This window comes from Rheinheimera tangshanensis, assembly GCF_014645135.1.
Taxonomy (GTDB): domain Bacteria; phylum Pseudomonadota; class Gammaproteobacteria; order Enterobacterales; family Alteromonadaceae; genus Pararheinheimera; species Pararheinheimera tangshanensis.
Genome location: NZ_BMLH01000007.1, coordinates 146,866 through 171,640, shown reverse-complemented (window position 1 = coordinate 171,640; position 24,775 = coordinate 146,866). Strand labels below are relative to the sequence as shown.

22 protein-coding genes and 1 tRNA gene are annotated in these 24,775 nt (G+C 46.7%); 12 read left to right on the top strand and 11 right to left on the bottom strand.

Features of this window, described 5'->3' with window-relative positions; genetic code table 11:
* Nucleotides 1-147: 147 nt before the first annotated feature.
* Entirely contained in the window at nt 148-924 is a 777-nt protein-coding gene (locus IEW88_RS13820) for a substrate-binding periplasmic protein (RefSeq protein WP_147904652.1), read from the top strand.
* 164 nt (nt 925-1,088) lie between these two features.
* Complete coding sequence (locus IEW88_RS13815) at nt 1,089-1,379, top strand: high-potential iron-sulfur protein (RefSeq protein WP_053424992.1); 291 nt, start codon at nt 1,089-1,091, stop codon at nt 1,377-1,379.
* A gap of 100 nt (nt 1,380-1,479) precedes the next feature.
* Here the strand turns inward: IEW88_RS13815 and IEW88_RS13810 are convergent, their stop codons facing one another.
* The 7 genes from IEW88_RS13810 to IEW88_RS13780 form a co-directional block, all read right to left on the bottom strand.
* The gene (locus IEW88_RS13810; RefSeq protein WP_221411433.1) at nt 1,480-3,522 is read right to left on the bottom strand and encodes a TonB-dependent receptor; all 2,043 of its coding nucleotides are present in this window, start codon (nt 3,520-3,522) and stop codon (nt 1,480-1,482) included.
* Nucleotides 3,522-4,004, bottom strand: a complete 483-nt coding sequence (locus IEW88_RS13805; RefSeq protein ID WP_147904653.1) for a hypothetical protein — start codon at nt 4,002-4,004, stop codon at nt 3,522-3,524. The genes IEW88_RS13810 and IEW88_RS13805 overlap by 1 nt, the downstream gene beginning before the upstream one ends.
* Nucleotides 4,001-5,080 (bottom strand): tetratricopeptide repeat protein, encoded by a 1,080-nt coding sequence (locus tag IEW88_RS13800; protein ID WP_147904654.1) that lies wholly within the window; start codon nt 5,078-5,080, stop codon nt 4,001-4,003. Before IEW88_RS13800 ends, IEW88_RS13805 begins: the two co-directional genes overlap by 4 nt.
* Nucleotides 5,081-5,177: 97 nt before the next feature.
* Nucleotides 5,178-5,645 carry an Ig-like domain-containing protein gene (locus IEW88_RS13795; RefSeq protein WP_147904655.1) on the bottom strand — a complete coding sequence of 156 codons (468 nt, stop codon included), beginning with the start codon at nt 5,643-5,645 and terminating at the stop codon, nt 5,178-5,180.
* Nucleotides 5,646-5,659: 14 nt separating this feature from the next.
* Nucleotides 5,660-7,255, bottom strand: coding sequence for a DUF4331 domain-containing protein (locus tag IEW88_RS13790; RefSeq protein WP_229670494.1), 1,596 nt, complete (start codon nt 7,253-7,255; stop codon nt 5,660-5,662).
* A 186-nt stretch (nt 7,256-7,441) separates the two neighbouring features.
* Nucleotides 7,442-8,122, bottom strand: coding sequence for an anti-sigma factor (locus IEW88_RS13785; RefSeq protein WP_147904656.1), 681 nt, complete (start codon nt 8,120-8,122; stop codon nt 7,442-7,444).
* Nucleotides 8,119-8,658: a sigma-70 family RNA polymerase sigma factor gene (locus tag IEW88_RS13780; RefSeq protein WP_147904657.1), complete on the bottom strand. Its 540-nt coding sequence runs from the start codon at nt 8,656-8,658 to the stop codon at nt 8,119-8,121. The genes IEW88_RS13785 and IEW88_RS13780 overlap by 4 nt, the downstream gene beginning before the upstream one ends.
* 130 nt (nt 8,659-8,788) lie before the next feature.
* Here IEW88_RS13780 and IEW88_RS13775 point away from each other — a divergent pair, with 130 nt between their 5' ends.
* The gene (locus IEW88_RS13775; RefSeq protein WP_147904658.1) at nt 8,789-10,105 is read left to right on the top strand and encodes a 3-oxoacyl-ACP reductase; all 1,317 of its coding nucleotides are present in this window, start codon (nt 8,789-8,791) and stop codon (nt 10,103-10,105) included.
* Here IEW88_RS13775 and IEW88_RS13770 read toward each other — a convergent pair.
* On the bottom strand, nt 10,055-13,051 hold the full coding sequence (locus tag IEW88_RS13770) for a sensor domain-containing protein (protein ID WP_147904659.1): 2,997 nt from the start codon (nt 13,049-13,051) through the stop codon (nt 10,055-10,057). The genes IEW88_RS13775 and IEW88_RS13770 overlap by 51 nt on opposite strands.
* Nucleotides 13,052-13,347: 296 nt before the next feature.
* Between IEW88_RS13770 and IEW88_RS13765 the strand changes: the two genes are divergently transcribed.
* Together IEW88_RS13765 and IEW88_RS13760 are read left to right on the top strand one after the other, a co-directional pair.
* Nucleotides 13,348-14,403 carry a Fic family protein gene (locus IEW88_RS13765; RefSeq protein ID WP_147904660.1) on the top strand — a complete coding sequence of 352 codons (1,056 nt, stop codon included), beginning with the start codon at nt 13,348-13,350 and terminating at the stop codon, nt 14,401-14,403.
* A 141-nt stretch (nt 14,404-14,544) separates the two neighbouring features.
* Nucleotides 14,545-15,816: an alkaline phosphatase family protein gene (locus tag IEW88_RS13760; RefSeq protein WP_147904661.1), complete on the top strand. Its 1,272-nt coding sequence runs from the start codon at nt 14,545-14,547 to the stop codon at nt 15,814-15,816.
* Here IEW88_RS13760 and IEW88_RS13755 read toward each other — a convergent pair.
* Nucleotides 15,813-16,217: a GNAT family N-acetyltransferase gene (locus IEW88_RS13755; RefSeq protein WP_147904662.1), complete on the bottom strand. Its 405-nt coding sequence runs from the start codon at nt 16,215-16,217 to the stop codon at nt 15,813-15,815. The genes IEW88_RS13760 and IEW88_RS13755 overlap by 4 nt on opposite strands.
* A gap of 207 nt (nt 16,218-16,424) precedes the next feature.
* Between IEW88_RS13755 and IEW88_RS13750 the strand changes: the two genes are divergently transcribed.
* Both IEW88_RS13750 and IEW88_RS13745 read left to right on the top strand, forming a co-directional pair.
* A tRNA-Val gene (locus IEW88_RS13750) sits at nt 16,425-16,501 on the top strand.
* 274 nt (nt 16,502-16,775) lie between these two features.
* Nucleotides 16,776-16,961 (top strand): hypothetical protein, encoded by a 186-nt coding sequence (locus tag IEW88_RS13745; RefSeq protein WP_053425008.1) that lies wholly within the window; start codon nt 16,776-16,778, stop codon nt 16,959-16,961.
* A gap of 127 nt (nt 16,962-17,088) precedes the next feature.
* Here IEW88_RS13745 and IEW88_RS13740 read toward each other — a convergent pair whose 3' ends face one another.
* Nucleotides 17,089-17,826: a FadR/GntR family transcriptional regulator gene (locus IEW88_RS13740; RefSeq protein ID WP_147904663.1), complete on the bottom strand. Its 738-nt coding sequence runs from the start codon at nt 17,824-17,826 to the stop codon at nt 17,089-17,091.
* Between the two features lie 167 nt (nt 17,827-17,993).
* Here IEW88_RS13740 and manD point away from each other — a divergent pair, with 167 nt between their 5' ends.
* Together manD and IEW88_RS13730 are read left to right on the top strand one after the other, a co-directional pair.
* Nucleotides 17,994-19,202 (top strand): D-mannonate dehydratase ManD, encoded by a 1,209-nt coding sequence (gene manD, locus IEW88_RS13735; protein WP_147904664.1) that lies wholly within the window; start codon nt 17,994-17,996, stop codon nt 19,200-19,202.
* A gap of 352 nt (nt 19,203-19,554) precedes the next feature.
* Complete coding sequence (locus tag IEW88_RS13730) at nt 19,555-20,496, top strand: chemotaxis protein CheV (protein WP_147904665.1); 942 nt, start codon at nt 19,555-19,557, stop codon at nt 20,494-20,496.
* Between the two features lie 100 nt (nt 20,497-20,596).
* Here IEW88_RS13730 and IEW88_RS13725 read toward each other — a convergent pair whose 3' ends face one another.
* Complete coding sequence (locus IEW88_RS13725; RefSeq protein WP_147904666.1) at nt 20,597-22,687, bottom strand: amidohydrolase family protein; 2,091 nt, start codon at nt 22,685-22,687, stop codon at nt 20,597-20,599.
* Nucleotides 22,688-23,153: 466 nt separating this feature from the next.
* Here IEW88_RS13725 and IEW88_RS13720 point away from each other — a divergent pair, with 466 nt between their 5' ends.
* The 3 genes from IEW88_RS13720 (at nt 23,154) to IEW88_RS18895 (ending at nt 24,732) form a co-directional block, all read left to right on the top strand.
* On the top strand, nt 23,154-24,077 hold the full coding sequence (locus IEW88_RS13720; protein ID WP_053425013.1) for a chemotaxis protein: 924 nt from the start codon (nt 23,154-23,156) through the stop codon (nt 24,075-24,077).
* An 80-nt stretch (nt 24,078-24,157) separates the two neighbouring features.
* On the top strand, nt 24,158-24,442 hold the full coding sequence (locus IEW88_RS13715) for a helix-turn-helix transcriptional regulator (protein WP_147904667.1): 285 nt from the start codon (nt 24,158-24,160) through the stop codon (nt 24,440-24,442).
* Between the two features lie 86 nt (nt 24,443-24,528).
* On the top strand, nt 24,529-24,732 hold the full coding sequence (locus IEW88_RS18895; protein WP_147904736.1) for a HipA domain-containing protein: 204 nt from the start codon (nt 24,529-24,531) through the stop codon (nt 24,730-24,732).
* The last annotated feature ends 43 nt before the right edge of the window (nt 24,733-24,775 follow it).

The following is a 24,775-nucleotide window of genomic DNA, read 5'->3' as shown; positions in this document are numbered from 1 at the left end:
CTATGTCACTGTCGGTTCACTGACAACAGTCAGGCCATAATTTTTCGGTGGACTCTGGCTCAAAACAAGTATTTGATAAAAACGCTAATGCTAGTATCATCGATCGAATCGACAGATAGCTTTTGGTCTGGTTAGACGGATAATTGCATGAAACTATTAAAAGTACTGATTTTGATGCTGGTCACTTCAGGGAGCTGTGTCGTTGCGAAACCGCTTGACCCCACACCGGCTGATCTTAAATTTGTGCTTTATTACCCTCAGGTGCCGCCTTATATGTATCAGGACGAAACTACTCAAAAGGTGGTTGGTTTGGTTCCGGAGATATTGCAGGACTTTTTTCAGCAGCAAAATATTGCTGTGCACTATGTGTCAGATAACAGAACCCGGGCTGAGCATCGACTCTACCAAGGTGAAGTAGACGCTATTTTATTAGCGAAAGAGTGGACACAACATCCAGAAAAATTATTGTTTTCTGAGCCTTTACTGGAACACAAAGATTATTTACTGGCTCGCCATCCTATAGCAGCGCAGGCTCAATTGCCTGAGTTGATTAAGGGCAAAACGGTGTGCACCCGCCAGTATTATATCTATGAAGCCTTAGAGCCTTATTTTAGTAGTAATGAGACGGCACGGGTTGATTCCTCCAGTGAGCTCACTCAACTGAAAATGTTGCTTAATGGTCGTTGTGATTTTGCCTTTATCAACGAGCATGTCGCGAACTGGTTATTGCATCATCACTTTCCCGATGAGGCTCTGTATCGCTCTGCACAAGGTTTTAATGCTGTGGCTCTGACGGTAGCATTTCACCCTCGCTGGAAGCCGAAACTAGCTGCCTTTAACCTTTACCTGCAAGAACAACGGCAGCAAGGCACCATAGAGCAATGGCTAAAGTTTTATGTCACAAAGTCCAGGATCTGGAACTGATGTTTACAGAACTGTCTGTTGAACTTGCCAGTTGAAGCTGTCAAAAACTGCGTTAGATCAAAGCCATATAATCTTATTTCGTCCATACTCCGTAAGGTATATAGCCAAGTAACGTCAAGGGGCAGAACACCTTGATGCAACAATGACAAAAACGGAGTAACAAGATGGGAAATTTAGACAGACGTAATTTTTTAAAACTATCGGCTTCTACCTTAGTAGGTATTACCTTAGGTGGCACAGCATTGCATGCATTGGCGCAGGAGCAAGTAAAAGCGGATGACCCACTGGCAGTAGCAATGAAATATGTCGATAAGTCTACTGTCGCCGGAGCTAATTGTGCCAACTGTATGCAAGTGCAGGGCAAAGACGGCGATGCGTTAAGGGGATGTAACATTTTCCCCGGCAAATTGGTCAGTGCTGAAGGCTGGTGTGCAGCCTGGGCGAAAAAAGCCTGAGTTTAGCTTGCTGCTAAAAATACAAAGCCATATAAAAAGCCAGTGATTTGAATGCTGGCTTTTTATTAGTTTTCTGTATGGAACATCAGACTCTGACTAGCTAAAAACGATAACCAACGGACAAACGCACCATACGAGGCTCCAGCGGGTGAAAGTGTCTGTCTTCAACAGCTGTGGCTTCGTTTTCCAAACGGGATGGATAGAAATACACCATATCTGCCACTTTCCTGTTGGTTAGATTCAAGAGTTCAGCACCAAATTCCCATTGTTGCCATTGGTAGGATAAGTCCGCATTCAATACCGTACTGCTGGGAGCTTGTTGTTGGTTGTAGCTGTCGAGGGTTCTGTTGCCAAAATGGCGTAAACGCAGATTGGCATGCAGTCCTGTATCGTCATGGTAGTTGATGGCAATACTGGCGACGGCGGGCAGGGCTCCTTCAATAAACCGACCTTCATCTGCACTGTTACTTTTATACCTGCTGCGACTGGTGGCAAGTTCCAAATCCAAAGTCCAGACAGGACTTATCCAATAATACCAGGCCAGTTCAGCACCGGTTCTGCGGGATGCTCTGTTCGGTTCTGTGCCTCCGGCATCACCTATATAAACCAGCTCGGAATCAAGCTGCAAGGCCCAAACCGCGACCGAAATTTGCCATTGCTTCGATTGGAGATAACGCCAGCCCAGTTCTGCGCCTTCAGAGCGAACCCAAAGTGGAACGGCACTGGCCGATTCCCCAGTGACAGGATCTGTGGTGATGGTTGCGCCTCTTGCATCATTAGAATGCATGCCTTGTCCAACAGAAAAATCCCATTGCTGAGCTTCGTCGCTTTGGTAACGCAGCCCAAGTTTCACAGAGCTGATGCCTTGTGATGCGCGTCCACTGTTTTCCTGGTGAAGAAGGCTTTCTACTTTGGCAGACATCCAGTCATAACGCAGTCCAAGCTGAGCTTGCCAGTCGGGGTTTAACTGCAGTTGCTGCTGATGAAACACAGACCAGGACTGCTGTTGCACCTGATCCATTCGCACCGCCTGATGTTGTATCCGGTTTTCAGTGAGCGACAAACCAAGCTGATCAATATCGTCATAACGGCTTTGCAGACCGAATTGATGGCTCCAGTCTAAAGAACCCAGTTTAAGTTGCAGTTCTTTGCTGATTTCACCGCCAAACAACTGCCTTTTATCGCTTTGTTCAAACTGGTCGCCTTTGAGTGGATCATTGAGAAAGTAACTGAAATTCGACCAGAGCTGCAATTCACTCTGGATCCAATAGCCACTGGCTCTGAAGTTCTGCTGTTGCCAGTGCCCAGAGATGCTCTGCCTGTTACTATTGCCTCCTGAACTTGGGTCTATCACTCCCAACCTGTCGATCAGTCCCTGATCGATGGCCCGCTGTGGGATTTGATCCGCTGCATTCCAGCTATTGTCATACAGCATAAAGGTTAGTTGTTGTGCAGAGTCGTGTTGTTGCGTGCTGTAACGACTGACCAGATTCACTTTTTTAACCTGTTCATCGACACCTTGCCATGGGCCTGCATAACCTTGCAGCTCGACTGCATTAAGCCAGTCTGCAGAGTCATAACTTGTGCTGCCACTGGCTAAAAGTCTCTGGTATTGATGTTGACCCAAGCTTAATTGAAGCAGTTCTGGGCCTTGATTTTTTAATTCAAAATCAGCTGCGCCTGCATTGGCAAAATCACCATCCTGTGCCTTATAGTTGCCTTTACGATAGCGAATATGCTCGACAAGCTCGGGGATCAGGAAATTCAGATCTGAATAGCCCTGGCCATGGCCATGACTTCGCATATTGACAGGCATACCATCGACTGAAGTTGCAAAGTCGGTGCCGTGATCCAGATTAAAACCCCGTAAAAAATACTGATTGGCTTTGCCACTGCCACTGTGTTGAGTGACGACCATACCTGGCACAAACTCCAGCATATCACCGGGTCTTAGCAGGGCCCGTTGTTCAATGTCTACGCCGTGCACATGGCCTTCTGAGGCATTAATGGTGGACCCATGCTGGTGTTGATTGCCCCGAACTAAAATCAGTTCAGGTTCTGTTGCACTGGTCTGCTCCTGCGCTATGACCAGAGCAGAACAAAGCGACAGCGTGCAGCTTAACATCTGTTGAGATTTGTTCATCAGGGAGCAACTTTGGTTAGGTCCAGGGCAGGGCTCTGATGCGAGACAACCCATTGTTTGTCTTGCCAGCTTACCAGCAGTTTATGATCATGCAACTCGCTAAACAGCTGATAATGCAATGAACTTTGTTGCGCGTTACAGGTGCTGACTAAGGGTAAACTTAAGTAATAGGTTTGGTTTTTTTCCACAGCTGTCCATGCATTGGCCTCAGTTTCCAACACGCAGCGGTTGTTTTGTTTGCTCTTTACATACAGATGTTGCTGCAGATAGCTAAAGATCTGTGTTTTATTTTTTTGGATATCACTCCAGCGTATATCCTGATCAGCAGGCCAGTTTAATGCTTGTTGTAAGTCGGCAATACTCAGTTCCAGTCTGGCGGATAAGCCTGCCTCTGTGTTATGTAGTTGCATAAAGGCGGTGCTTAAACTGTGTGCAGAGACAGAGCAACTTAAACATAAACTTATGACTAAAAGCCATTTCATGGTTGTTCTCCTGTTTGGACTGAGGGGGAGGTGTCTTGTTGCGACTGCTTAAGCGCCAGAGTGAATAACTGCTGATCATCCGGCTCTTGTGCTTGCTGGACATTTAGTCTGGCGTAGTACAAGGCTTTCTTTGGGTCAGGGGCGAGTCGCAGATAATAATGAGCCAGGTCAGCGCTGTGCAGTGTGTCCTGACGCTGTTCCCGCAGTGAAACCCTTTGTTGCATCAGGACTTGATACTCTTGTCCTTCGGCCAGTTGTTGTTCCGCTAAAGCCAGGCGCAGCAGAAGGGCGTCTTCGAGCTGTTGGTGTTGATGTAGGTGCTGTAATTTCTGATACACCAAAGTTGCATCCTGCTTCAGCGTTAAATCGGCCCATTTCACCCAGAGTGGCAAAGGTGCAAGCTCAGATTGTGCTGCGAATAACAGCTGCTCTAACCAGGCTCGTGCTTGCTTGGGTTGGTGTAAGACTTCCGCTTGCTCAGCCAGCACGGCAATCAGCCACTGTTGTTGCGCCAGTGGGATACTTTGCTGTTGCCTTGCCAACAGTTGCAAAGCCTTATAACTATCCTGAGTTTTGCCTTGACGTCCTGCAACTTCCAAACTGCACAAGGACAATAAAAACAGCTCTTGTTGCCCCAGCAACTTTTTGCATTCAGCCAGCGCCGCGGTAGTATTATTTTGTACCAGATAAATCCGGTTTTTCATTAACAAAGCATTGATATCGTCAGGCTGCAGCTTTTGGGCTTTTGCCAGATAATTCAGCGCATCCTCAAACTGATGTTGCTGCTGTGAAATATCTGCTAAAGCCAGCCAATAGGCGGCAGAAGAGGGGCTGTGAGCTTTTTTTAATAGCTGCTGCGCCTTGTCAAAGTAACGGCTCCAGCCCGGCTGACGAGCCAGTTGCAGGTAGGCTTGTGCCAGTGTTACCTGATCCTCAGCTGACTGAGATTGTGAGGACTGCTGTTCCACATGTCTCACCCAAGCGGGCAACACAACGCGACTTTTGCTCTGCAGCATCAATCCGCCTTCAGCAGATGCTGCAAAAGTGATAGTGGGTAAGGCTGTTGTACCTGCCATTAAAAGAAAAACCATTGTAATGCATGCTATTTTTTGTAACATCATCTGCTCCATAACAGCCCCGGTCAGACCGGGGCTTGCTTATTTCAGTCCATTGTTACTGAAACACTTCAGCGTAATCCGCTGTATCTTCAGTGTCCTGAGTAAAATCCCGCCCATTGGTCGATAACGCCATATCAGTTTCCTGTTGAGCAAACGCGGTTTTGCTGTATTGCAGGAAAGAGACTGTGGCCCTGTTGACTTCTAAGCGGATTGTCGCGCTTGCGGTGAGATCTCCATCTGTTACCCGCGCGACAAAACTGTCACTGCCTGTATATTCAGCCTTGGGTTGGTAAACAAAATCACCATTGCTGTTCAGTGTCAGGCTGCCATTGACTGGCTGAGAGTCGATGCTATAGCTCAGCATATCCCCGTCAGGATCAGTAGCTATCAGTTTATCCATCACTTGTGTCTCTGTTTCTGTGGCAAAACTGGCTTCTGCAAATACAGGTGCCGAGTTTTTTTTGTCCTCAGACCCACAGGCGGATAACAGCGCTAGAGGGAAAAGCCATATTAATTTACGCATCATCAAGCTCCTTCTCAGTTAGGTGAACCAGCCAGTGGTGCACGTAAATAGGGAAAGCTGCTGTCCATCATACTGGCATCCAGCGGAGCTCCATCTGTAAAAGACACATTACCTACTGGTGCATCTGCAGGTTTGCAGAGTCCCAGATTAGTTGGGGTACTATTGACTGGAATATCATGACACAAAGCTCCCATCATGACCCTCAACGCAATATCGACTACATCATCACCAGGGCGACGGCCATTAGGGAAACCTGCCAAATCGTTGCCTGCAACACCAAAAGCAGATTGGTTAGCTGCTGGTGTAGCTGCAATGGCGGTGTTTAAGCGCAGCATTTCAGACGGTGTGACTGTGCTTAACTGATTCACACCAGGCACACCTGTTAAAAATGCCGTCACTAAGTCGTTGCGTGGAAAATTGGTGGGTGCTAGATCCTCAATGCTGGTGCCCAGCGTCGCATTGACCGCGTCTTTAAACAGCACATTCAGCAGGGCTGGTAAGCTAGGATGAGTGACATAGTCAGCAAATTGACCATCGTCTTTCGGGTGACTGGTTGAAAATTTATCTTTATCCGCCACACCTATGACCAGCTCGTTGACCAGCGGGTTACTTAAACGCGAGACTTGCACTAAAGCGCCGCCATTGACTTCAGTATTATCAAACGTCGGATTGGGGTTTAAGATCCTCGCTTGCGGCAGACTGGCTGTGGTCCAGGCGCCAATTACACCGTTACCAGTTCCTGTGACGCAAGAAGTAGGCAGTTCCAATGCCAGTGTGGTGACATTTTTACCACGTAAATCATCATTGGCAGCGTTTTGCGTAATGCCACCAGGGAAGCCAGCAGCATCACCTGCACCAGGGGCACTGTCGCCTTCGACCGGAACATAATTCACTAAATCAAAGGTTTCGCCGAGGTTCACAACAAAAGGATCTTTGCGCTGTCCGACAAACACTCGGGCCTTGGCGTCACAGCCAGGCAAGCTGGTTTCGTACATATATTGGTTCGCATAACTTTGGTAAGCTGCGCTGTTACCAAAGGTTTTTTCGCCAATATAGTCGTATGGCTTGATAAAACTACCGTCAGCAGATCCGGAACTTAAAGCTGTTTTCGTGCCACTTTGCTGCGGTCCAGTGACCAGACTCAATTGATAGGTTTCTATAAAATTTAATGCCGCAGAGTTCCCTGCACTGATAGCACCGACATTTTTCAGCGGTACGGCCACCATTTTTTGGTTATCTGCCGGGCCTATAGGAAGTTTTACTCCCATGTTGTCATTGGCTAGTTGCTGACTAAAGCGGAACTGGAAGGTTAGATCTTCTACTGCATCCCCAGTGTTGTCTATGTGGATGCTATAAACAGCCGCAGGGTCGAGCGCAAAGTAATTTGGGCCGCCTTGCGGGTCTTGCAGCGGAATGTAGTTTGCCAGCACTGTGACATAACCCGAACGACCTGCCTCATAGCTGTTAAACAAATAAAAGTCAGTCGAATCGAGTGTAGGCAGGCGGGTAATATTTGGAGCCTCCCGGTGACTGGATGCCTGAGCCATACCAGATAAGGCAATAGCGACGGCGAGACTGACAGTAGTTATGGTCTTTTGTAGTTTCATCATGGTGTTCCTCTGTTGATGTTGCAGAGGGAGTAACGACAAAGTGTTTTTTTTGGATGCAGCAAAAAGAAAATAAATAAATTATTTTTTCACGCCTTTTTAGCGGCAGAGAAAAACAGGACAAAGAGGCATAAAAAAACGGAACCTAATGGCTCCGTTTTAATTCAATCACACAATTCATCACTCAGATTAGAGTGTCATCAATTCGCTGGTATGCAGCACAGCTCCGGTCGGCTGTCCTGTAGGTGAGCCGCCTTTAGGTTCTAAACTAACCGCAAGGACAGCTACCACTAAACCTGTAGCAGCTTTTGGCCATGGATAACTAACTTTGCCGCTTTGTGGCAATAATCCCAACGAGATAGGGGACTGACCAGAGGTCGGTAGCATCCAGAGTTCATAATCATGCGCAGGATCGGCAGGCACAGCAGCACTGGCTTGCAGTACCACTGTGTCACCTTGTTTTGAAACTAACCACAATGCTTTTGCCTCTTTGGTTTGGATCACAGCCAGCTCCACTGGTGCTGTAGCCGGAGGTGGCAGCAATAACACCAGAGCCAGGCTGGCAGCAGCGGCCACAGCCACCCAATTTGCCGGATGCAACCAACTACCTTTAGGCTTGAGTTGCACCACATCTGCTTTTTGCCAGCCGAGGCGTTGTTGCAGTTTTTGCCATAGACTCTCATCAGGTTCTACCGCAGTCAGGGACTCTGCCAGTGGATTCAGATGTTGTTCCCAGCGCCATACTGACTCACGTGCCTGCTGCTGTTGCATCAATAGCCGTTGAAATCTTTGTCTGGCTTTTCCCCTCATGCCCCCCAACACATAGTTAACACTTAAGGCGTCCAGCCGTTCTTGCTGTAAATAATTCATGCTTCAAGACACCTCTTTAAGCGGGCCAAGCCCCGTCTGATCCAGCTTTTAACCGAACCTAAAGGCGCGCCGGTATGGCTGGTAATTTCGTGATGTGTCAGGCCGTTTACAAAAGCCAGATAAATAGACTGACGGTGTTCAGCCTCCAATGCAGACATACAGTCATCCAGTTTAACCCTCTCCCTGGGCAGGCTGACAGACTCCTCCTCTGTATCGTCCGCTCTCCAGTCCGGGTCCAACTCTATATGCTCGGCTTTAAATTGTCGGGTTTTAATCAGGTCCAATGCCCGGTAACGGGTGATACTGATCATCCAGGTCATCACTGTGCCTTTGTCAGTATGATAATCTGCCGCATTGTGCCAGATGCGGACAAAGGCATCCTGCAACACATCTTCTGCCCAATCCCGGCGTCTGAGCAATTGCAAGCTTACGGCAAAAAGTTTTCCTGACGTTGCTTTGTAGAGTTGTGCAAAGGCGCTTTTATCGCCCTGAGCAGTGGCCTGTAGCCATTGGATCAACTGTTCCTGTGGTCCCATCTATTATTTTTCCACTCCGTTACTTTTACATCTTTAGCAGCTACGAAGGTTACAGAGCTTTGGATGCGCTCTGGTGAAACTTTTTTGTTGCAGCTAAGATAGCGGCCAAGTTAAATAACAAGGTCCTTTTATGGCCTCCTGGATAACAGCTTTATTAGATTCTGCAGTAGGTCGTTGGTGTGGCGTGCCACAGGCTACTTTGCTACAAAGACCAGACGGGGAAACCCAGTATTTTACAGGGAGTTTGCTGCTGTGTGGCAAAGCCTCTGAGTATAGTGTCTTGTTGCGTCAACAGTTAAGTGACTTGGCAGCTGTGAGCCTGGAAGATAAAGCACAGCCGCTGCAGGCATTGATATTTGATGCGACACAACTACAAAGTACCTCCGAGTTGGATATGCTGTGGCAGCAGTTAACTCCTCTGTTGCCACGGTTAACTAAAAATGGTCGCTTAATTGTACTGGCCCGCGCAATAGATGATGTATCCAGTGCTGATGCCGCTGCAGCCGCTGCTGCTTTATCGGGGTTTACCCGTTCGATAGCCAAAGAGCTGGGACGTTTTGGCACCACAGCAAATCTGTTAACTGTGCACACAGATGTGCGACAGGAACTGCTGCCCGTCGTGGAGTTTTTCCTGTCCAGGGCCTCAGCTTATGTCACAGGGCAAGTATTGCCTGTCTCTACGGCACCTGTCACGGTAGTAAACCGCCAGCAACAACCTCTGCAGGGGAAAACCGCGTTAGTGACTGGGGCTGCCCGTGGTATCGGCGCTGCTATAGCTAAAACGCTGACGGAGCAGGGCGCTACCGTGATTGGATTGGATATTCCACAAGCTGCACAAGCACTCACGGACTTAATGCAGCAGTTAGCCGGTAAAGCTTTGCTACTGGATATCAGTCAAACCCAAAGCGCTGAAACCTTAAGTGACTGGCTGACACAACAAGGGATCCAACTGGATATTCTGGTGCATAACGCTGGCATTACCCGGGATAAGTTGTTTCATCGTATGACTGAAGTACAGTGGACGCAGACGCTGGATATTAACCTGCGTGCGGTACAGCGGATCAACACACTTTTACTCGAACGGAATCAGATACAACACAATGGTCGTGTGCTGCTGTTGTCGTCCATGAATGGCCTGGCAGGCCAGAAAGGCCAGACCAACTATGCCAGTTCAAAAGCTGCGTTAATCGGATACTGTCAGTTTATGGCAAAACAATCAGTCAAGGGCATCACCTTTAATGCCATAGCTCCTGGTTTTATTGAGACCCAAATGACAGCCGCCATGCCAGTGATGGTGAAGGAAGTAGGGCGCAGAATGAACTCATTGCATCAGGCGGGTTTACCTGACGATGTCGCTTTGGCCGTGGCTTTTTTCGCCAGACCTGATGCGTCAGGTTTAAATGGCTCTGTACTTAGAGTCTGCGGTCAATGCTTTATCGGTGCCTGAGATAGTTGCTGCGCCACCTATACAGGCTTTGGCCCAGACATCAGGCAGCAGCCAGGCTTTTTTCCACGGCATAAATTGCTCGGCCGGCATGGGGCGCGCTATACCGTAGCCCTGTGCATGAGTACAGCCTAATTGCAGCAAAAGCTCACCATGTTCTGTGGTTTCCACACCTTCTGCGACAATTTCACGTTTAAACTCATTGGCAAGCACAATAATGCCTTTGAGGATGGCCAAATCGTCCGGGTCGACCAACATATCACGGACAAAGCTCTGATCGATTTTTAACACTTTCGCTGGCAAACGTTTTAAGTAAGTTAAAGAAGAGTAGCCCGTGCCAAAGTCGTCCAAAGCAAAACTGACACCGCTGCGGATACAGGCCTGCATCACGGCTTGTACATGGGTTAAATCATTCAGCGCGCTGGTTTCCAGAATCTCCAGCTGTAGTAAGGACGCCGGCACGTCTGAATAAAAATGCAGCAATAACTGCAGACGATTGACAAAGTCCAGTTGTTGTAAATGATAGGCTGAAATATTGACGCTTACGGGGATAGTCATACCCTGACGTTGCCATTCAGCCAGTTGCCGTAATGCCTCTTCAATCACCCAATAACCTAACTCCACACCCAGACTGTGCTGCTCTATAGCGGGTAGAAACAGGGCTGGAGCCACCATCCCTTTTTGAGGATGCAACCAGCGGATCAGAGCTTCTGCTCCTATCACTTCTCCTGTGTGCATATTGACCTTTGGCTGATAAAACAACCTGAATTGCTTTTGCGCCAGAGCTTGACGAATATCCAGTATAGTTTCCTGATGTCCACGCAAACTACGGGCGTAGTCGGTATCAAAGACGTGACAGCGGTTTTTGCCATCCTGTTTGGCCTGATACATCGCATGATCCGCTTGTCGTATCAATTGCTCAGCTTCTGTTGTATCGGCCTGGGGATAAAAGGTCAGACCTATACTGGCGGATACCGAGAGCATCCATTCATCGATTTTTACAGGTTTAGCCACGACATCCAGCAATTGCTGGATCTTTTGCATGCCTGCTTTTTTATCGCTAAGTTGTGGCAATAACACCACAAATTCATCACCGCCAATACGAGCCAATAGCTCATCTTTGGTCAATTGAGCTTGTAAACGTTCAGACAAAGCAATTAAAAACTGATCCCCTGTCTCATGGCCATGGCGATCATTAATTTCTTTAAATCCATCCAAATCCAGATAGGCGATAGCGAGCAGTTGATCGGCGCTGGTTTTTTTCAGTAATGACTGTAGCTGTTGAGTTAAAGCACTGCGATTTGAGAGGCCGGTCAAGCCATCATAAAGCGCTATCTTTTCCAGATACTGTTGTTGTTGGTACTGGTTCGTGATGTCGGAAAACAAACCCACATAATGTTGCAATTGACCTTTATCATCCAGCACAGCGCTTAGGGTTAAGCTTTGGAAATAATCTTCGCCTGATGCTTTTCTGCTCCACAGCTCTCCGGACCAAAAGCCCTGTTGCTGCAGACTTTGCCATAATGCGTTAAAGCTTTGTTCATCCTGATGTTCTGACTGCAGCAAGCGTGGCGTACAGCCTATCGCTTGTTTGGCACTATAGCCTGTGATCTCAGTAAAGGCCTGATTGACGTCTATCATCACACCCAAGGGGTCGGTGATCATAATGCCTTCGCGGGCGTGGGTGAATACGCTGGCAGATAAGCGCAGTTTATTGGCTGCTGTATGTTCCAGCGTAATATCGCGCGATAAGCCCACTGTACCAACATACTCACCTTCGACTAAAACAGGTGCTTTATAGGTTTCGAACCAATGCTGTTCGACTCCTACTTTACGCTGGGTTTGGATCAACTGGGGCTGGCCTGATGAGAGCACTTGTTTATCATGTACGACGTGGCTTAACGCACGTTGTGCGTCAAATAACTGCGCGTCAGTTTTGCCTGTTAAATCATTGATATCTTTGCCGGGGAATTCTTCTGCGAATTTGCGGTTTACTTCAAGGTAGCGGCCGTGGATGTCTTTTAACCAGACGACAAAAGGGATGCTGTCAATCAGGGTGCGCTGATACTGTTCTTTTTGTTGCAATCTGTGGATCAGGCTCTGACGTTCTTGAATCGAGCTGTTTAGGCGAAGTTGAGTCGCGCCGAGCCAACTCATAATACTGCCGGGTTTTGCCTTTCGCAGTTCAGTACTTTGCAGCACTTCTCCCCGACCCATAGCTTTAATTTGCTCGTATAGGTGACTGACAGAAGCGCCCAGAATGCTGTTATGAACCCGTTTAATATCCCACAGTGCATAAAACAGCAGTAAACCAGACAAAATAAACAGGATGCGCATCGTCAAGGCGTAAAACATGGCATCTTCGACTTCGTCCGCGGTGCGTTCATCCACCAGACTGTAGACGGTGGCAACGGGTTGCATTATGGCTTTCTTCCCCGTGTTATAATTCTGGTCAAACACAGCAAGCAAGGCTTGTTCTTTATTTTTTGCTTTTTGAACAGGATCAATCTCTGGCCGTTCCAGCAGCTGCATAGCTTTAATTTCGTTGAGTGCCAGCGCATCAGATTGAATTTTGGCTTGCTGCAACGCAGCGAGTTCCGTTGATGTGAATCCAGCATTTTTAGCTAAATCAAGCAGCGCTATCCGCGAGCCCGCGGGTCTGGGTCTTTGATTGTCGTCATCAACCAAATCCCAGTACACTTGATGGTAGTTGATTGGACGAGCGGCCTGACCATTGCGAATGGCAATAATTTCGTCAAAGTGATTTTTATAACGGTATTCACCTGTGGCTATATAACTTCTGGCCATTCGGCTTAAATCGTCTGAAGACTGACGCAATTCACCTATCACTTTTAATGAGAAGACCCGCTGCTCATTGGCTGCATCAATACGTTTTTCTGCATAGACATAAGCGATAAAAATAGTGCTAAAGGTCAGCAGTAATAACAACGCGGCCCAAAACCTTAATGTAAGTTCAGAAGTTGTATAACGCCTTACCTGCACAAAAACTCCTGCTCTTGCTCTGTTCAGTTGAAGTAGGTTTTGAAACTATTGATAGTCTGTCTGTCAATAGTTAGTGAGCCGGATCACGAAAGCAAGCTGATCTGTTCTATTTTTGCTGTTTTATTTCCAGAAATTTAGAAAAAATGACCAACTAATGCTAACACTTTGTTTTTTCAGTGAACCTCTATTAGTCTTATCAGGTCAATAAATATACTGTTTGAAGTAAAGCTGAGGCTTGTGTGATGGATAAGTACCAGACTTTTTATCAGCCGGATACAGAGCTATCTAATCTTATACAAAGTATTGGGGTCCAGTTAGCAGATTGGGTTTGCGCTCTATCTCAGGCTTCAGTGCTGCAACTGGAGGCTTTAAAGCTCAAATCCATTCAGGCTAGCCTGGCACTTGATCATAATTCTCTGTCTTTAATTCAGTTGCAACAATTGGCTGCAGGCAAAAGGGTTGTGGCTTTAGTGCAGGATATTCGGCAGGCAAAAAATGCTTTGGCGTTGTATCAACAACTGGATAGCTTTCGGCCTTATCAGAGCGAGGATCTACGTAAAGCTCATGCAGCTTTTATGCTCAATGTTACATCGGATGCAGGTCAGTACCGTCAGCAGGGGGCTGGAGTTTATGAGGACCATAAACTAGTTCATATGCCGCCAGCGCCCTCTGTGGTTGCAGCTCAGGTCGAAGAGCTTATTACTTCGTTGCAACAGTACCCGCTTCATCCTTTATTGCTATCTTGCCTGATGCATTTTCAACTGGCCTCTATTCATCCGTTTTCAGATGGCAATGGTCGCTTATGCCGTTTGTGGCAACAGTTGGTTTTAATGCAGTGGCATGCATCCTTTTGTTATTTGCCTTTTACGGTGATGCTGAAAGAAAAGTCCCGCGATTATTACAAAAGCCTGAGACAAGCGAACCCCAAACACGACGCAACCAGTTTTATACTCTTTATGCTGCGGTGTATCCAGGAGTCCTTAGCCACTGAACTACAACTGATGCAGAGCCATCAGCCGGCTATGGGTTTACCTGAGCAGCCGTTCATCGAGTTGTCTCAGTTTGTGCAGCTAAAAGCACAAAAAGTAAAAACAAAAACTTCAGGCCCTTGGTATAAAACTGAAGATCAAATTTTGAAAAAGCTGAAAAAAGATAATAGGCTCAGTGCCAAAACTATAGCGGATGAATTGGGTTTAAGTTCCAGAGCTATTGAAAAGCAATTGGCGAAGCTCAAAGCTGAAGGTAGGTTGGTGCGCACTGGCCCTGCCAAAGGTGGACGCTGGCAGGTGGTGGCCTGACTGAGTTTTGCTGGTTTTGAGCTCTGAATGCTTTTGTATTGGCCACTGATAGCATTTTTTTTACCTTTGGTCGGTTTTGTCATCTGACAGCCTGAAAGGCTCAGTACACTAGCGTTTTTGAGTCTGGCTTAGGGTTGTCTGATGCGTAATTTCTTTATGGTGTTGTGTTTTGTTTTTATTTGTCCAGACCTTAACGCTTCTCCTGCTACACAACAACCAGCAAATAGCTTATTACTGATCTCTATCGACGGTTTTGCTCAGGACTATCTGCAGCGGTATAAAGCACCAACTTTGCATCGACTGGCTCAAAACGGAGTCACTGCGGTGGCTATGCAGCCCTCATTTCCGACTAAAACTTTCCCTAATCATTACAGCATAGCCACAGGTTTATATCCTGCTCATCACGGTATAGTGGAAAACAATATTTATGATACGGATTTTGACGCTGTGTTTCGCATGAGTAAACCTGAAGAGGTAAAGAATGCGCGCTGGTGGCTGGGTGAACCAGTCTGGGTTACAGCGGAAAAACAAGGTGTAAAAACCGGTACCTATTTTTTTCCTGGCTCTGAGGCGGCCATTAAAGGTGTGAGGCCCGGTTTATGGCAGGCTTATGATGGTTCCGTCAGTAACATCGACAGAGTAAAATCTGTGTTGGCCTGGCTGGATTTGCCAGAAGAGAAACGCCCTCAGTTTCTGACTTTATATTTCAGCTCAGTGGATGATGCAGGTCATGCGTATGGACCTGATTCTGAGCAAGTAGCCGAAGCGATAACGGACGTCGATCAGGCACTTGCGGTGTTAGTCGCAGGTCTTGAACAAAGAGGTTTGATGAGCACCATCAATTTGATGTTGGTTTCAGACCATGGCATGGCCAAAGTACCGCAGCAGCAGGTGATTGAATTGGATCAACTGTTTGATGAAAAGAAAGCTGCTCTTATTTTATGGACTCCTGAAATAGTATCGATTTTTCCTAAAGCTGGTGAATTAGAGTCGATTTATCAGCAACTTAATACTTCATTGCCACCTCAAGCCCGAGTCTATAAAAAGTCAGAATTACCAGAGCGCTGGCATTATCAGAACAGCAAACGTATCGCACCTATATTGGTTGTACCTCAAAGCGGCTGGCGTTTAATGCAAAAACAAAAACACAAAGAATGGCAGGAAAAACCGGGGCGTAGTCTTGTTACAGGCAGTCATGGTTATGATAACAATAGCCCTGAAATGCAGGCCATTTTTATCGGGCATGGTCCTGTATTCAAATCGGGTAGCCAGATCCCGGCTTTTGCCAATATCGAATTGTATAACCTGATGTGCCGCATTTTGGGCATTGAAGCTGCAGCCAATGATGGAGATCCGGCTTGGGTAGATACGGTATTTAAAGCTGACGCTAAAAAGCGTCAGCCTGCAGATTAGAGCTGTTTTGTCATAAAATATTTGCAACCAGTCAAAGGGTAGTTGGTTTGGGTCCACTGTACCTGATAACCATGACGTTCATAAAAAGGCCTGGCCTGAAAGTCCAGTGTGTCGAGAATCACAAAGCTGCAGCCACGAGCCTTCGCAATCTGTTCAGCCTCTGCCAGTATGCTTGAGCCTATACCTTGGCCACGAATACTCTGATCTAACCATAATGACTCCAGATAAAACCAGTGACCAAAAGTACGCCCAGCCAAAGCCGCTACTAGTTCACCTTTCTCGTTTTCCAGTTTTAAGCCCAGTTGTTGGCGCTTTGATGCATCCCAGTGCAAGGCATTAAATTCAGCAATTTTTTGTTTTGCCAGTTCAGCAAACTCGTAGGTATGCACAGGGGTAAACATCTGCAACTCCAAAAGGTGAGGTATGATGGCGAATATATCACTGAAATCATCGTTATAGCTTCAGGCCTCAGGATGGAAGCGCCGATTTTCACACTAAGCGTTTAAAATAACAGCAAACAACAGCAGTTTTAAAAAAAATACTTGCAAGCAAAGCAGTGGCTGCATAACATAGCGCCCGTTGTCACAACTTAGTTGCAACACAACAATGCGTCCTTAGCTCAGTTGGTTAGAGCACCACCTTGACATGGTGGGGGTCGGTGGTTCGAGTCCACTAGGACGCACCAAATTCCTAAATAAAAACAGCACCTTACGGGTGCTGTTTTTATTTCTAATTACATAATTGACTTCCAAATACTTCTAGCTTGTTCCTGTTATGTTCTTGCTTTACCTTGGCTTATTTTAAAACTCGCTGACTTATAGCAGGTAGCAGGCCTATTCCTAGGCGTGCAGCAAAACCAGTTACAAGCTTCACTCGCTTTAAAAGGTCAATTCGCGTACACTCCCCAGTCAACGATCAATTCCTGTTGTATTGATCTGACGTCAAATTTGGAGAAATTGATGACAAAACCACTATGGACTATCGGCCTTGACGTCATAGTTACTGATTCGACGAGCGAATGTTATGGTCAGGTTGGTCATATTGTCCGGATCTCTTCGCCGGGAAACAGTGTTCGTTTATCTGTTGATTTTGAAGGTAACGTATTCGGTTTTGATCAAGACGATATTGAAGTCGCTTTAATCTAGCGTTGAGTGAAGCGAAAATAGCTGTTCACTTGAAAGTCCTTGCCTTTAATCCTGCAGCCCTGCAAGAGCAGATAGCTAGCAGATCATGATTAGTGGACAGTCCGTTTTGACCTGTCCGATCACGTCCTTAATCAGCAACCAGAAGAATATAAGCTTCAGTGACCTGAGCTATATGCTCTTGCATTGCTGCTTTGGCGCCTGGTGCGTCGCGGCGGCTTAAGCACTGATAAATTTTTTCATGCGCCTGAATATTTGGGCCCGCCATCTGGCGGCGCACTTTTTCTGTAAATGCTCTGCTTATCTCAGATGACTCCCTTAAGCTCCATAACCATTCCACCATAGACTGCAGCGCACTATTGCGGGTAGCGCTGGCAATTAGCTGATGAAATTTGCCGTCAAAAGCTTCGGCTTCAGCCGTTTTTTGTGCGGCTACCAAAGCTGTCATCTGGTTCAAATACGCTTTAAGTTTTAATAACTCTTCATTACTGATGCGCTCTGCAGCTAATGCAGCAGCGTCACCCTCCACTAAAAGCCGTGCTTCCATAATCTCCAGAGGACCCGGCGCGTCATCGGTCAAAATAGAGCTTTTTAATGCTGCAGATTTCAGTACATAAACCCCTGAGCCGGGTTTAATTTCCACCAATCCTGATACTTCCAGCGCTATTAAGGCTTCACGCACTGTCTGACGGCTGACGTCGAAATGCTGCGCCAAATCGCGCTCTGCTGGCAGCCGATCGCCTGGATTCAGTTCGCCTTTAGCAATGTTTTGCGCCAGCTTATCGGCGATCAATAGATACAGGCGGGGGCTATTGGCCTGGCTGCGTTCTGTATTGAGCTTCAGTGGTGAGTCTGTTGTTTGTGTCATGGTGGCTTCAAATTTATTTTGGTCTGTCCAAATTTTGTATATTGCAAATTGGACAGGCCAAATGTTAGTGTTAATCAATAGGCCTGACCAATTTAATCTGTTAACCCGGACAATTCAAGTCTGAGGGGCCGGGCGGCAGTCAAACCGAGCTGATTCTGAGGACGCTTATGAAAATTATTGATGCAAAAGTTATTGTCACCTGCCCGGGCAGGAACTTTGTCACTATTAAAATCACCACAGATCAAGGTTTGTATGGCATAGGGGACGCGACCCTGAATGGTCGTGAGCTGGCTGTTGCCAGCTATTTGCAGGACCACCTGATCCCTTGCCTGATTGGCCGTGATGCCAGCCGTATCGAGGATATCTGGCAGTTTTTTTATCGTGGCGCTTACTGGCGTCGTGGCCCAGTGGGTATGACAGCTATTGCTGCCATAGACGTGGCGCTGTGGGACATTAAAGCCAAAGCTGCTAATATGCCTTTGTATCAGTTGCTCGGTGGCCGCAGCCGCGATGGTGTGATGGTGTATGGTCACGCCAATGGCCGTGATATCGCCGAAACAGTCTCTGAAGTAGGGCGTTATATCGATATGGGCTACAAAGCTATTCGGGCTCAGACTGGTGTACCTGGCCTTGCCAGCACTTATGGTGTGTCGGGTGATAAAATGTATTACGAACCGGCCGATGGTAATTTACCCACTGAAAACCTCTGGTCGACCAGTAAGTATTTAAACTCTGTGCCTAAGCTGTTTGAAACGCTGCGCGAGACTTATGGTTTTGACCATCAGTTATTACACGACACCCATCACCGCTTAACTCCTATTGAAGCAGCGCAACTGGGTAAGTCGTTAGAACCCTATAAATTATTCTGGTTAGAAGATGCTGTGCCTGCCGAATTACAGGAAGGTTTCCGTTTATTCCGCCAGCATACGACTACGCCTATTGCTGTGGGCGAAGTGTTTTCTTCTATTCATGACTGCCAGCAACTGATCAGTGAACAGCTGATTGACTATATCCGTACCACCATAGTGCATGGTGGCGGTATCACCCATTTACGCCGTATTGCGCATCTGGCTGAGCTGTATCATGTCCGTACTGGTTTCCACGGTGCAACCGACTTAAGCCCTGTCACTATGGGCGCTGCGCTGCATTTTGATACCTGGGTGCCGAATTTTGGTATTCAGGAATATATGCGCCATACCCCGGAAACAGACGCCGTATTTCCGCATGACTATCATTTTGACAATGGCTATTTGAAGATTGGTGAAACACCAGGTCATGGTGTCGATATCGACGAAGCGAAAGCCGCCAAATACCCGTACCAACGTGCTTATCTGCCGGTGAACCGGTTGGAGGATGGCACCATGTTTAACTGGTAATTTTAATAGGGGACTATTGCCAATAGCTATCAGCCTCAGATTTTGTACTGTACAAAAAAGATGCAGTCAAATAGAGAGAATAGGTGGATACATTTTGTGATTTTTTAGAGTTGCAGGCATTGCCATATGGCGTTCGGATCGAGCAAACCTCTTCAGTCAATCTTTGGCAGAGTGAGTGTGCATGCCTGCAACATGCCACTTTTGAAATACAGGAAAATTAAATGGGAGTTGTCGCTATTCAGTGCAGAAACTTACTGATCTCTTCCTGACCCAGGCGTTATACTAGTAACAGAGTAAAAAACTGTTCGGCCTTCTTTAAGAGGCTGGTGGTGTCAAGTCGAAGGAGAGGGATATGACCTCTGTATTAAGTTCAGTAGACCAACGAACTAATCTGGTTGGACAAAACCGGCTGGAATTATTGTTATTCAGACTACAAGGCCCACAGTTTTTTGGTATCAATGTGTTTAAAGTGCGTGAGGTTTTACCTTGTCCTGCGCTAAATTCACTGCCCGGCGCTCATAACCATGTGCGAGGGGTGGCCCACGTACGGGGCGAGCCTATTACGGTGATTGATTTAAGTGCAGCCACGGGTGGAAAACCTTTGGTGGATCTGAAAACGGCTTTTATTCTGGTCACAGAATACAACCGCCATGTGCAGGCCTTTCTGGTCGGCAATGTAGAGCGGATCGTGAACGTGAATTGGTCAGAAATGTTGCCGCCTCCTGCTGGTGTTGGTCGCAGTCATTATATGACGGCTGTTACCCGTATCGAAGGCCGTATGGTGCAGGTCATAGACGTAGAAAAGGTATTCAGTGAAATCTCCCCAATGCAGGAAGAAATCAGCGAATCTGTCAAACAAGCTGCTGAGCAGATTGATTTGAAGGATATCACAGTGCTGGTTGCGGACGACTCTGCTGTGGCCCGTAATCAGGTGCGTCGTGCGCTGGAGTCTATGGGCGTTCATGTTGAACTGGTGAATGACGGTAAACAAGCGCTGGATTGGCTGGTGAATAAAGCCGGGCAGACCGACAACTTAGCGGCACAAGTACCACTGCTTATCTCTGATATCGAAATGCCGGAAATGGATGGGTACACTCTGACTGCTGAAGTGCGACAAAACGACAAGCTCAAAGGCATTCATGTCATTTTACACTCCTCTTTAAGTGGAGTTTTTAATGAAGTGATGATTAAAAAAGTTGGTGCTGATCAGTTTATCGCTAAATTCCATCCGGATGAACTGGCCAGTGCCGTACAAAAATGGCTGCAGCCACAATTGGAGCAGCAGCCAGGTTAGACAGGCCTGATAGCTGGTAAGACTCAGCTTTAGAAATAGCCGAAAAAAGAAGGGGGTTCAGATGAACCCCTTTGTTATTTTTTAAGTCGTTTCAACACTGTTAATGCAAATGCCGGTGACCTGTGCTGGTTTTGCCACCACCTTGAGCTTGAGCAGGTGCAAAATCACGGATTTTTATAAAGTCTTTCACGAAAGGCTTCACACCCAGCTTTTGGTACAAATCAGTCGGCACTATGGCTTTGCCCTGAGTGATCACTAAAGCCAACTTACGAATATCGCTGATATTTTGAGTTGGATCACCATCCACCAGCAACAAGTCGGCATCAAAACCTACTTTGATCTGACCTTTATGTTGTTCTACGTTGCTGTAACGGGCGCCGTTTAACGTGGCAACTTGTAAAGCTTCCGAAGCCGTCAGGCCAGCTTTGACTAACAGCTCCAGTTCGCCTTGCAAGGTAAAACCGGCCAGCTCGTCTGTGCCTGCGACAACAGGGATCCCGGCTTTGTACATCATGCCAACAAACTCAATCATTTTGGCGTAGGATTTCGCATAACGCTCTGCTGTGGCTTCATCCGGGATATCCAGTTCAGCCCGGGCGTAGGCGCGCTGAATATCAGGTGGTAAATGAGTAACGATGGCGCGCCATGGTTCACCCACTGTACCATCGGTTTTTTTCAGGAAATCAAAAGTCGCCAGGGTCGGATCCACAGTCACATTGTGACTTTTCAGTAAACGGATAAAATCCTGTACTGCTTTGCTTTGCAAATCCAGATCCGCCACTTGTTTGGCGGGAAGATAAAACCGATCTAGGGTTCGGGTGTCAGTGTCTGGTTTCACTAAAAAATTCAACATTAACTGATTAATATGCTGAATTTCATCAAAACCCGCAGCTATGACATCCTCTGCTTTAAGAAATGCGGGCACATGGCCGCTGACGCGCAAGCCGCGGCTATGAGCGTAAGAGACTGTGTCTTTAAGAATGTCTTTTGGAAAAGAGTTGTAAATTTTCAACTGCGGGTAGCCATGAGCTGCATACCAGTCGATGGCATGTTTGGCTTCAGCGAGATCGTTAATCACAAAACCATTGCGGGCGGAGTAGGCGCTTTCCCCTTCGAGAAAACCCGTTGGCACTATAGTTGGTGCCAGCAGCTGATCGGTATCTATTTCGTCGATCATACTTTGCAAGGTCGCATTGTCATTACCCATATCCCGTAGCGTAGTGACCCCAGCTGCTAAATGCAGCGCTCCTTCCCAGCGTGACAAGTGGCCATGCATATCAAACAGGCCTGGTAACACAATACGATTGGCTGCATCGATTTCATGCTCGACCGGACTATGCAGCGAACCTGTCGGCACTATACTGGTGATTTTGCCACGTAACAGATAAATGTCGCTTGGCACACTTAGTTTCAGCGTTTGGCTGTCAAAAATACGGGCGTTACGAACCAGAGTCAGGCCATTCAGCTTTTTCGGTAAGGTCGCCAGCTTTTCAAGAAGCTGTGTTTCAGCCTGTTGTTGGATCTCAAGCATGGCTTTGGCATTCTGCTGCCAGCCTTCCTCTATAAGAGTAAGGTAACCTGGCGCTAAATAAGCAAACAGCCGCGGGTTTTCGCCTTGCGTTGCCCAAACAAAATTCGGTTCAAAACCAACACCTGTCTGGACTAACAATTGGACCTGTTGTTTTTCACCGCCATTGTCGACGATAAGTTCACTAACCACTTCCTGAGTTAGGGTTCCGCTGGGTAACAGAGGCAAAGAGTTTTTACCGCTTTTAGCCAGAGCAGCTATGGCAACAGACGACAGATAAGGTGAGCCATCGACCGGCAGATACAAGGCGTTTTGTTGATAGTTCACCTTTGTCTGATCTTTGCCTGTGCTCCAACTGGCGCTATTGCCTTGTACTTTAAAGCGTTCGTTAATGACTGAACCAAAGGTGGTGTTGCCTTTGGCCTGATAGTCTGTGATAAAGCCATCTTTGTTTAAGCTGATTTTCTCATCCAGTTCAGGTCCACGGCCGTTGTCTTTAAAGATATACCGGACAGAAATTTCGCCTTCGTCACTCACTTTTACAATCTGCTCGCCGGCTTTTACGCCCTTATCGACCAGAATAGTGTAAGAATATTGTTCCTCTGCAAACAGGCTGCTACTGCATGCCAACAGGGTTAGCAGACTTAATTCTTTGATTTTCATAAGAGTTCCATGGTGTTACTTCAACACATACAGCTTAAAACAAATTAAGCAGGTAAGGCAGTATAAAAATGTAAGCAGAAACATAACCGTAATGGCTTGTGAATGTACAGGTTAAAGAGTGACTTAGCCGTTGGCGTTTCAGTGCATTTTATTTGTTTGTTTTCCGCTGTTTATCTTTTGTTTGCCAGCTATGCTAATAACCAAACCGCATTATTCTGTGTAAGTGTATGTCTATCTGTTGATAGACTGTTGCTAATTTTTAGTTTTTATCGTATTTTTCATTTTGTCGCGATGAAGTCATGATTTTAGTCAAAGTTCAGTCGAGACTTTGCGTTTATACTAGTTGAGTGTGGTTGACAAATAGTGAATTAAATCTGATGGTTAGTTGGTTAACTTAGCCAGAGAAATGTTTAGGCTGTAAACAGGCCTGTTTGGGCAACATTATTTAAGTGAAGAGGTGTATTGTATGACCAGCTTGATGAATTCCATTGACCAGCGCACTAATATTGTGGGTCAGAACCGCCTCGAACTTTTAATGTTTCGTCTGAACGGTGCTCAGCCTTATGGCATCAATGTGTTCAAAGTACGTGAAGTGATACGTTGTCCTGAGCTTAGTGAGTTGCCAGGAGCAAACCCGAATGTGCGTGGTATAGCGCATTTACGCGGTGTACCTGTAACAGTGATCGATTTAAGTCAGGCTACAGGAGGTAAACCTGTGTCTGATTTAAGCAATGCTTTTATTTTGGTGACTGAATACAACCGTAATACTCAGGGCTTTTTAGTCGGTGGGGTGGACCGTATAGTCAACGTCAACTGGGAACAAATCTTACCTCCACCTCATGGAGCAGGTCGCTCACATTATTTAACTGCTGTGACAGAAGTTGATAATAAGCTGGTACAGATCATTGATGTAGAAAAAGTGTTTTCAGAAATTTCGCCTGTTGATGAAACGGTCAGTGAATCGGTAAAAGAAAAAGCCAAAGATATAGACTTTAAAGATTATACAGTTTTGGTAGCCGATGACTCTGCTGTGGCCCGAAATCAAGTCAAACGTGCGTTATCCACCATAGGTATCCATGTTGAGACTGTGAACGATGGCCGCTTGGCCCTGAACTGGCTCGAAGCCAAAGCACAGGAGCTGGGTGGTGATATTTCAGCAAAAGTGCCTCTTATTATTTCCGACATCGAAATGCCTGAAATGGATGGCTACACCTTAACTGCTGAAGTTAAAGCCAATGAGCATTTGCGTCATGTGCATATTATTCTGCACTCCTCTTTAAGTGGTGTCTTTAACGAAGCCATGGTGAAAAAAGTCGGGGCAGATCAGTTTATTGCAAAGTTTCACCCTGATGAGCTGGTGTCTGCGGTGCAGCAGTGGATGAATAGCTAATCACTCACAGGCTTTTTTCTGTACCAGGTTTGGGCCCTGTCTACCATAACAGTCATTAAGTAAATAATGACTGTTATATCATGCAAAACTCCGTTGATTTACTTTTGAAACAGTGGGGCTCACTCATTCAGAGTTGCCGGGCTGAACGCGAAAGTCAGAGCCAGTTCGCCAAACGTCTTGGCGTCGGACGTTCTACTGTCTCTGCATTAGAGAATGGCTGTGCTCAGGTAGCCGTAGGCACCTATTTGCAGGCAATATTGGTGTTGGGACTGGCAGGCTCTTTCGCCGACTGGTTGAGTCAACAGGATCAGCAACAACGGCAACGTTTCCGGCATTCAGGGCCAAGGCTGGACAATGATTTCTGATCCGCTAAAACCCCAGTTGTTATGTCTTTGTTGAAGCTTTGCAACAGGATGCTGTGATTTAGCCTTGGCTTTTAGTTTATCGCGCCATCAGGCCAAAAAGAAAATCGCTAAAAACCAGCTATGGTTATCCGGCACTTGCTGAAATTCTGCGACAGTACAGTAGTGGTCCCTCGGACAGCGAAGAGCTGTATCGCCGCATGTTGCTTAATTTGTTGATAGGTAACACGGACGATCATAGCCGCAGCATTTTAGTGAGGCCGGAGTATCAGCTACGGACATTGAAATGCTAAAAGGCTTGCTCCCAGACTGATTGACCTGCTGCAGTGATGCAGT

Coding starts and splice junctions, on each gene's coding strand:
- IEW88_RS13760 (WP_147904661.1), top strand. CDS start 14,545: ATGCGTAATTTCTTTATGGTGTTGTGTTTTGTTTTTATTTGTCCAGAC.
- IEW88_RS13805 (WP_147904653.1), bottom strand. CDS start 4,004: ATGAAATGGCTTTTAGTCATAAGTTTATGTTTAAGTTGCTCTGTCTCT.
- IEW88_RS13800 (WP_147904654.1), bottom strand. CDS start 5,080: ATGGCAGGTACAACAGCCTTACCCACTATCACTTTTGCAGCATCTGCT.
- IEW88_RS13720 (WP_053425013.1), top strand. CDS start 23,154: ATGACCAGCTTGATGAATTCCATTGACCAGCGCACTAATATTGTGGGT.
- IEW88_RS13790 (WP_229670494.1), bottom strand. CDS start 7,255: ATGATGAAACTACAAAAGACCATAACTACTGTCAGTCTCGCCGTCGCT.
- IEW88_RS13715 (WP_147904667.1), top strand. CDS start 24,158: ATGCAAAACTCCGTTGATTTACTTTTGAAACAGTGGGGCTCACTCATT.
- IEW88_RS13820 (WP_147904652.1), top strand. CDS start 148: ATGAAACTATTAAAAGTACTGATTTTGATGCTGGTCACTTCAGGGAGC.
- IEW88_RS13775 (WP_147904658.1), top strand. CDS start 8,789: ATGGCCTCCTGGATAACAGCTTTATTAGATTCTGCAGTAGGTCGTTGG.
- IEW88_RS13815 (WP_053424992.1), top strand. CDS start 1,089: ATGGGAAATTTAGACAGACGTAATTTTTTAAAACTATCGGCTTCTACC.
- IEW88_RS13740 (WP_147904663.1), bottom strand. CDS start 17,826: ATGACACAAACAACAGACTCACCACTGAAGCTCAATACAGAACGCAGC.
- IEW88_RS13745 (WP_053425008.1), top strand. CDS start 16,776: ATGACAAAACCACTATGGACTATCGGCCTTGACGTCATAGTTACTGAT.
- IEW88_RS13765 (WP_147904660.1), top strand. CDS start 13,348: ATGGATAAGTACCAGACTTTTTATCAGCCGGATACAGAGCTATCTAAT.
- IEW88_RS13810 (WP_221411433.1), bottom strand. CDS start 3,522: ATGAACAAATCTCAACAGATGTTAAGCTGCACGCTGTCGCTTTGTTCT.
- manD (WP_147904664.1), top strand. CDS start 17,994: ATGAAAATTATTGATGCAAAAGTTATTGTCACCTGCCCGGGCAGGAAC.
- IEW88_RS13795 (WP_147904655.1), bottom strand. CDS start 5,645: ATGCGTAAATTAATATGGCTTTTCCCTCTAGCGCTGTTATCCGCCTGT.
- IEW88_RS13755 (WP_147904662.1), bottom strand. CDS start 16,217: ATGTTTACCCCTGTGCATACCTACGAGTTTGCTGAACTGGCAAAACAA.
- IEW88_RS13785 (WP_147904656.1), bottom strand. CDS start 8,122: ATGAATTATTTACAGCAAGAACGGCTGGACGCCTTAAGTGTTAACTAT.
- IEW88_RS13780 (WP_147904657.1), bottom strand. CDS start 8,658: ATGGGACCACAGGAACAGTTGATCCAATGGCTACAGGCCACTGCTCAG.
- IEW88_RS13730 (WP_147904665.1), top strand. CDS start 19,555: ATGACCTCTGTATTAAGTTCAGTAGACCAACGAACTAATCTGGTTGGA.
- IEW88_RS13725 (WP_147904666.1), bottom strand. CDS start 22,687: ATGAAAATCAAAGAATTAAGTCTGCTAACCCTGTTGGCATGCAGTAGC.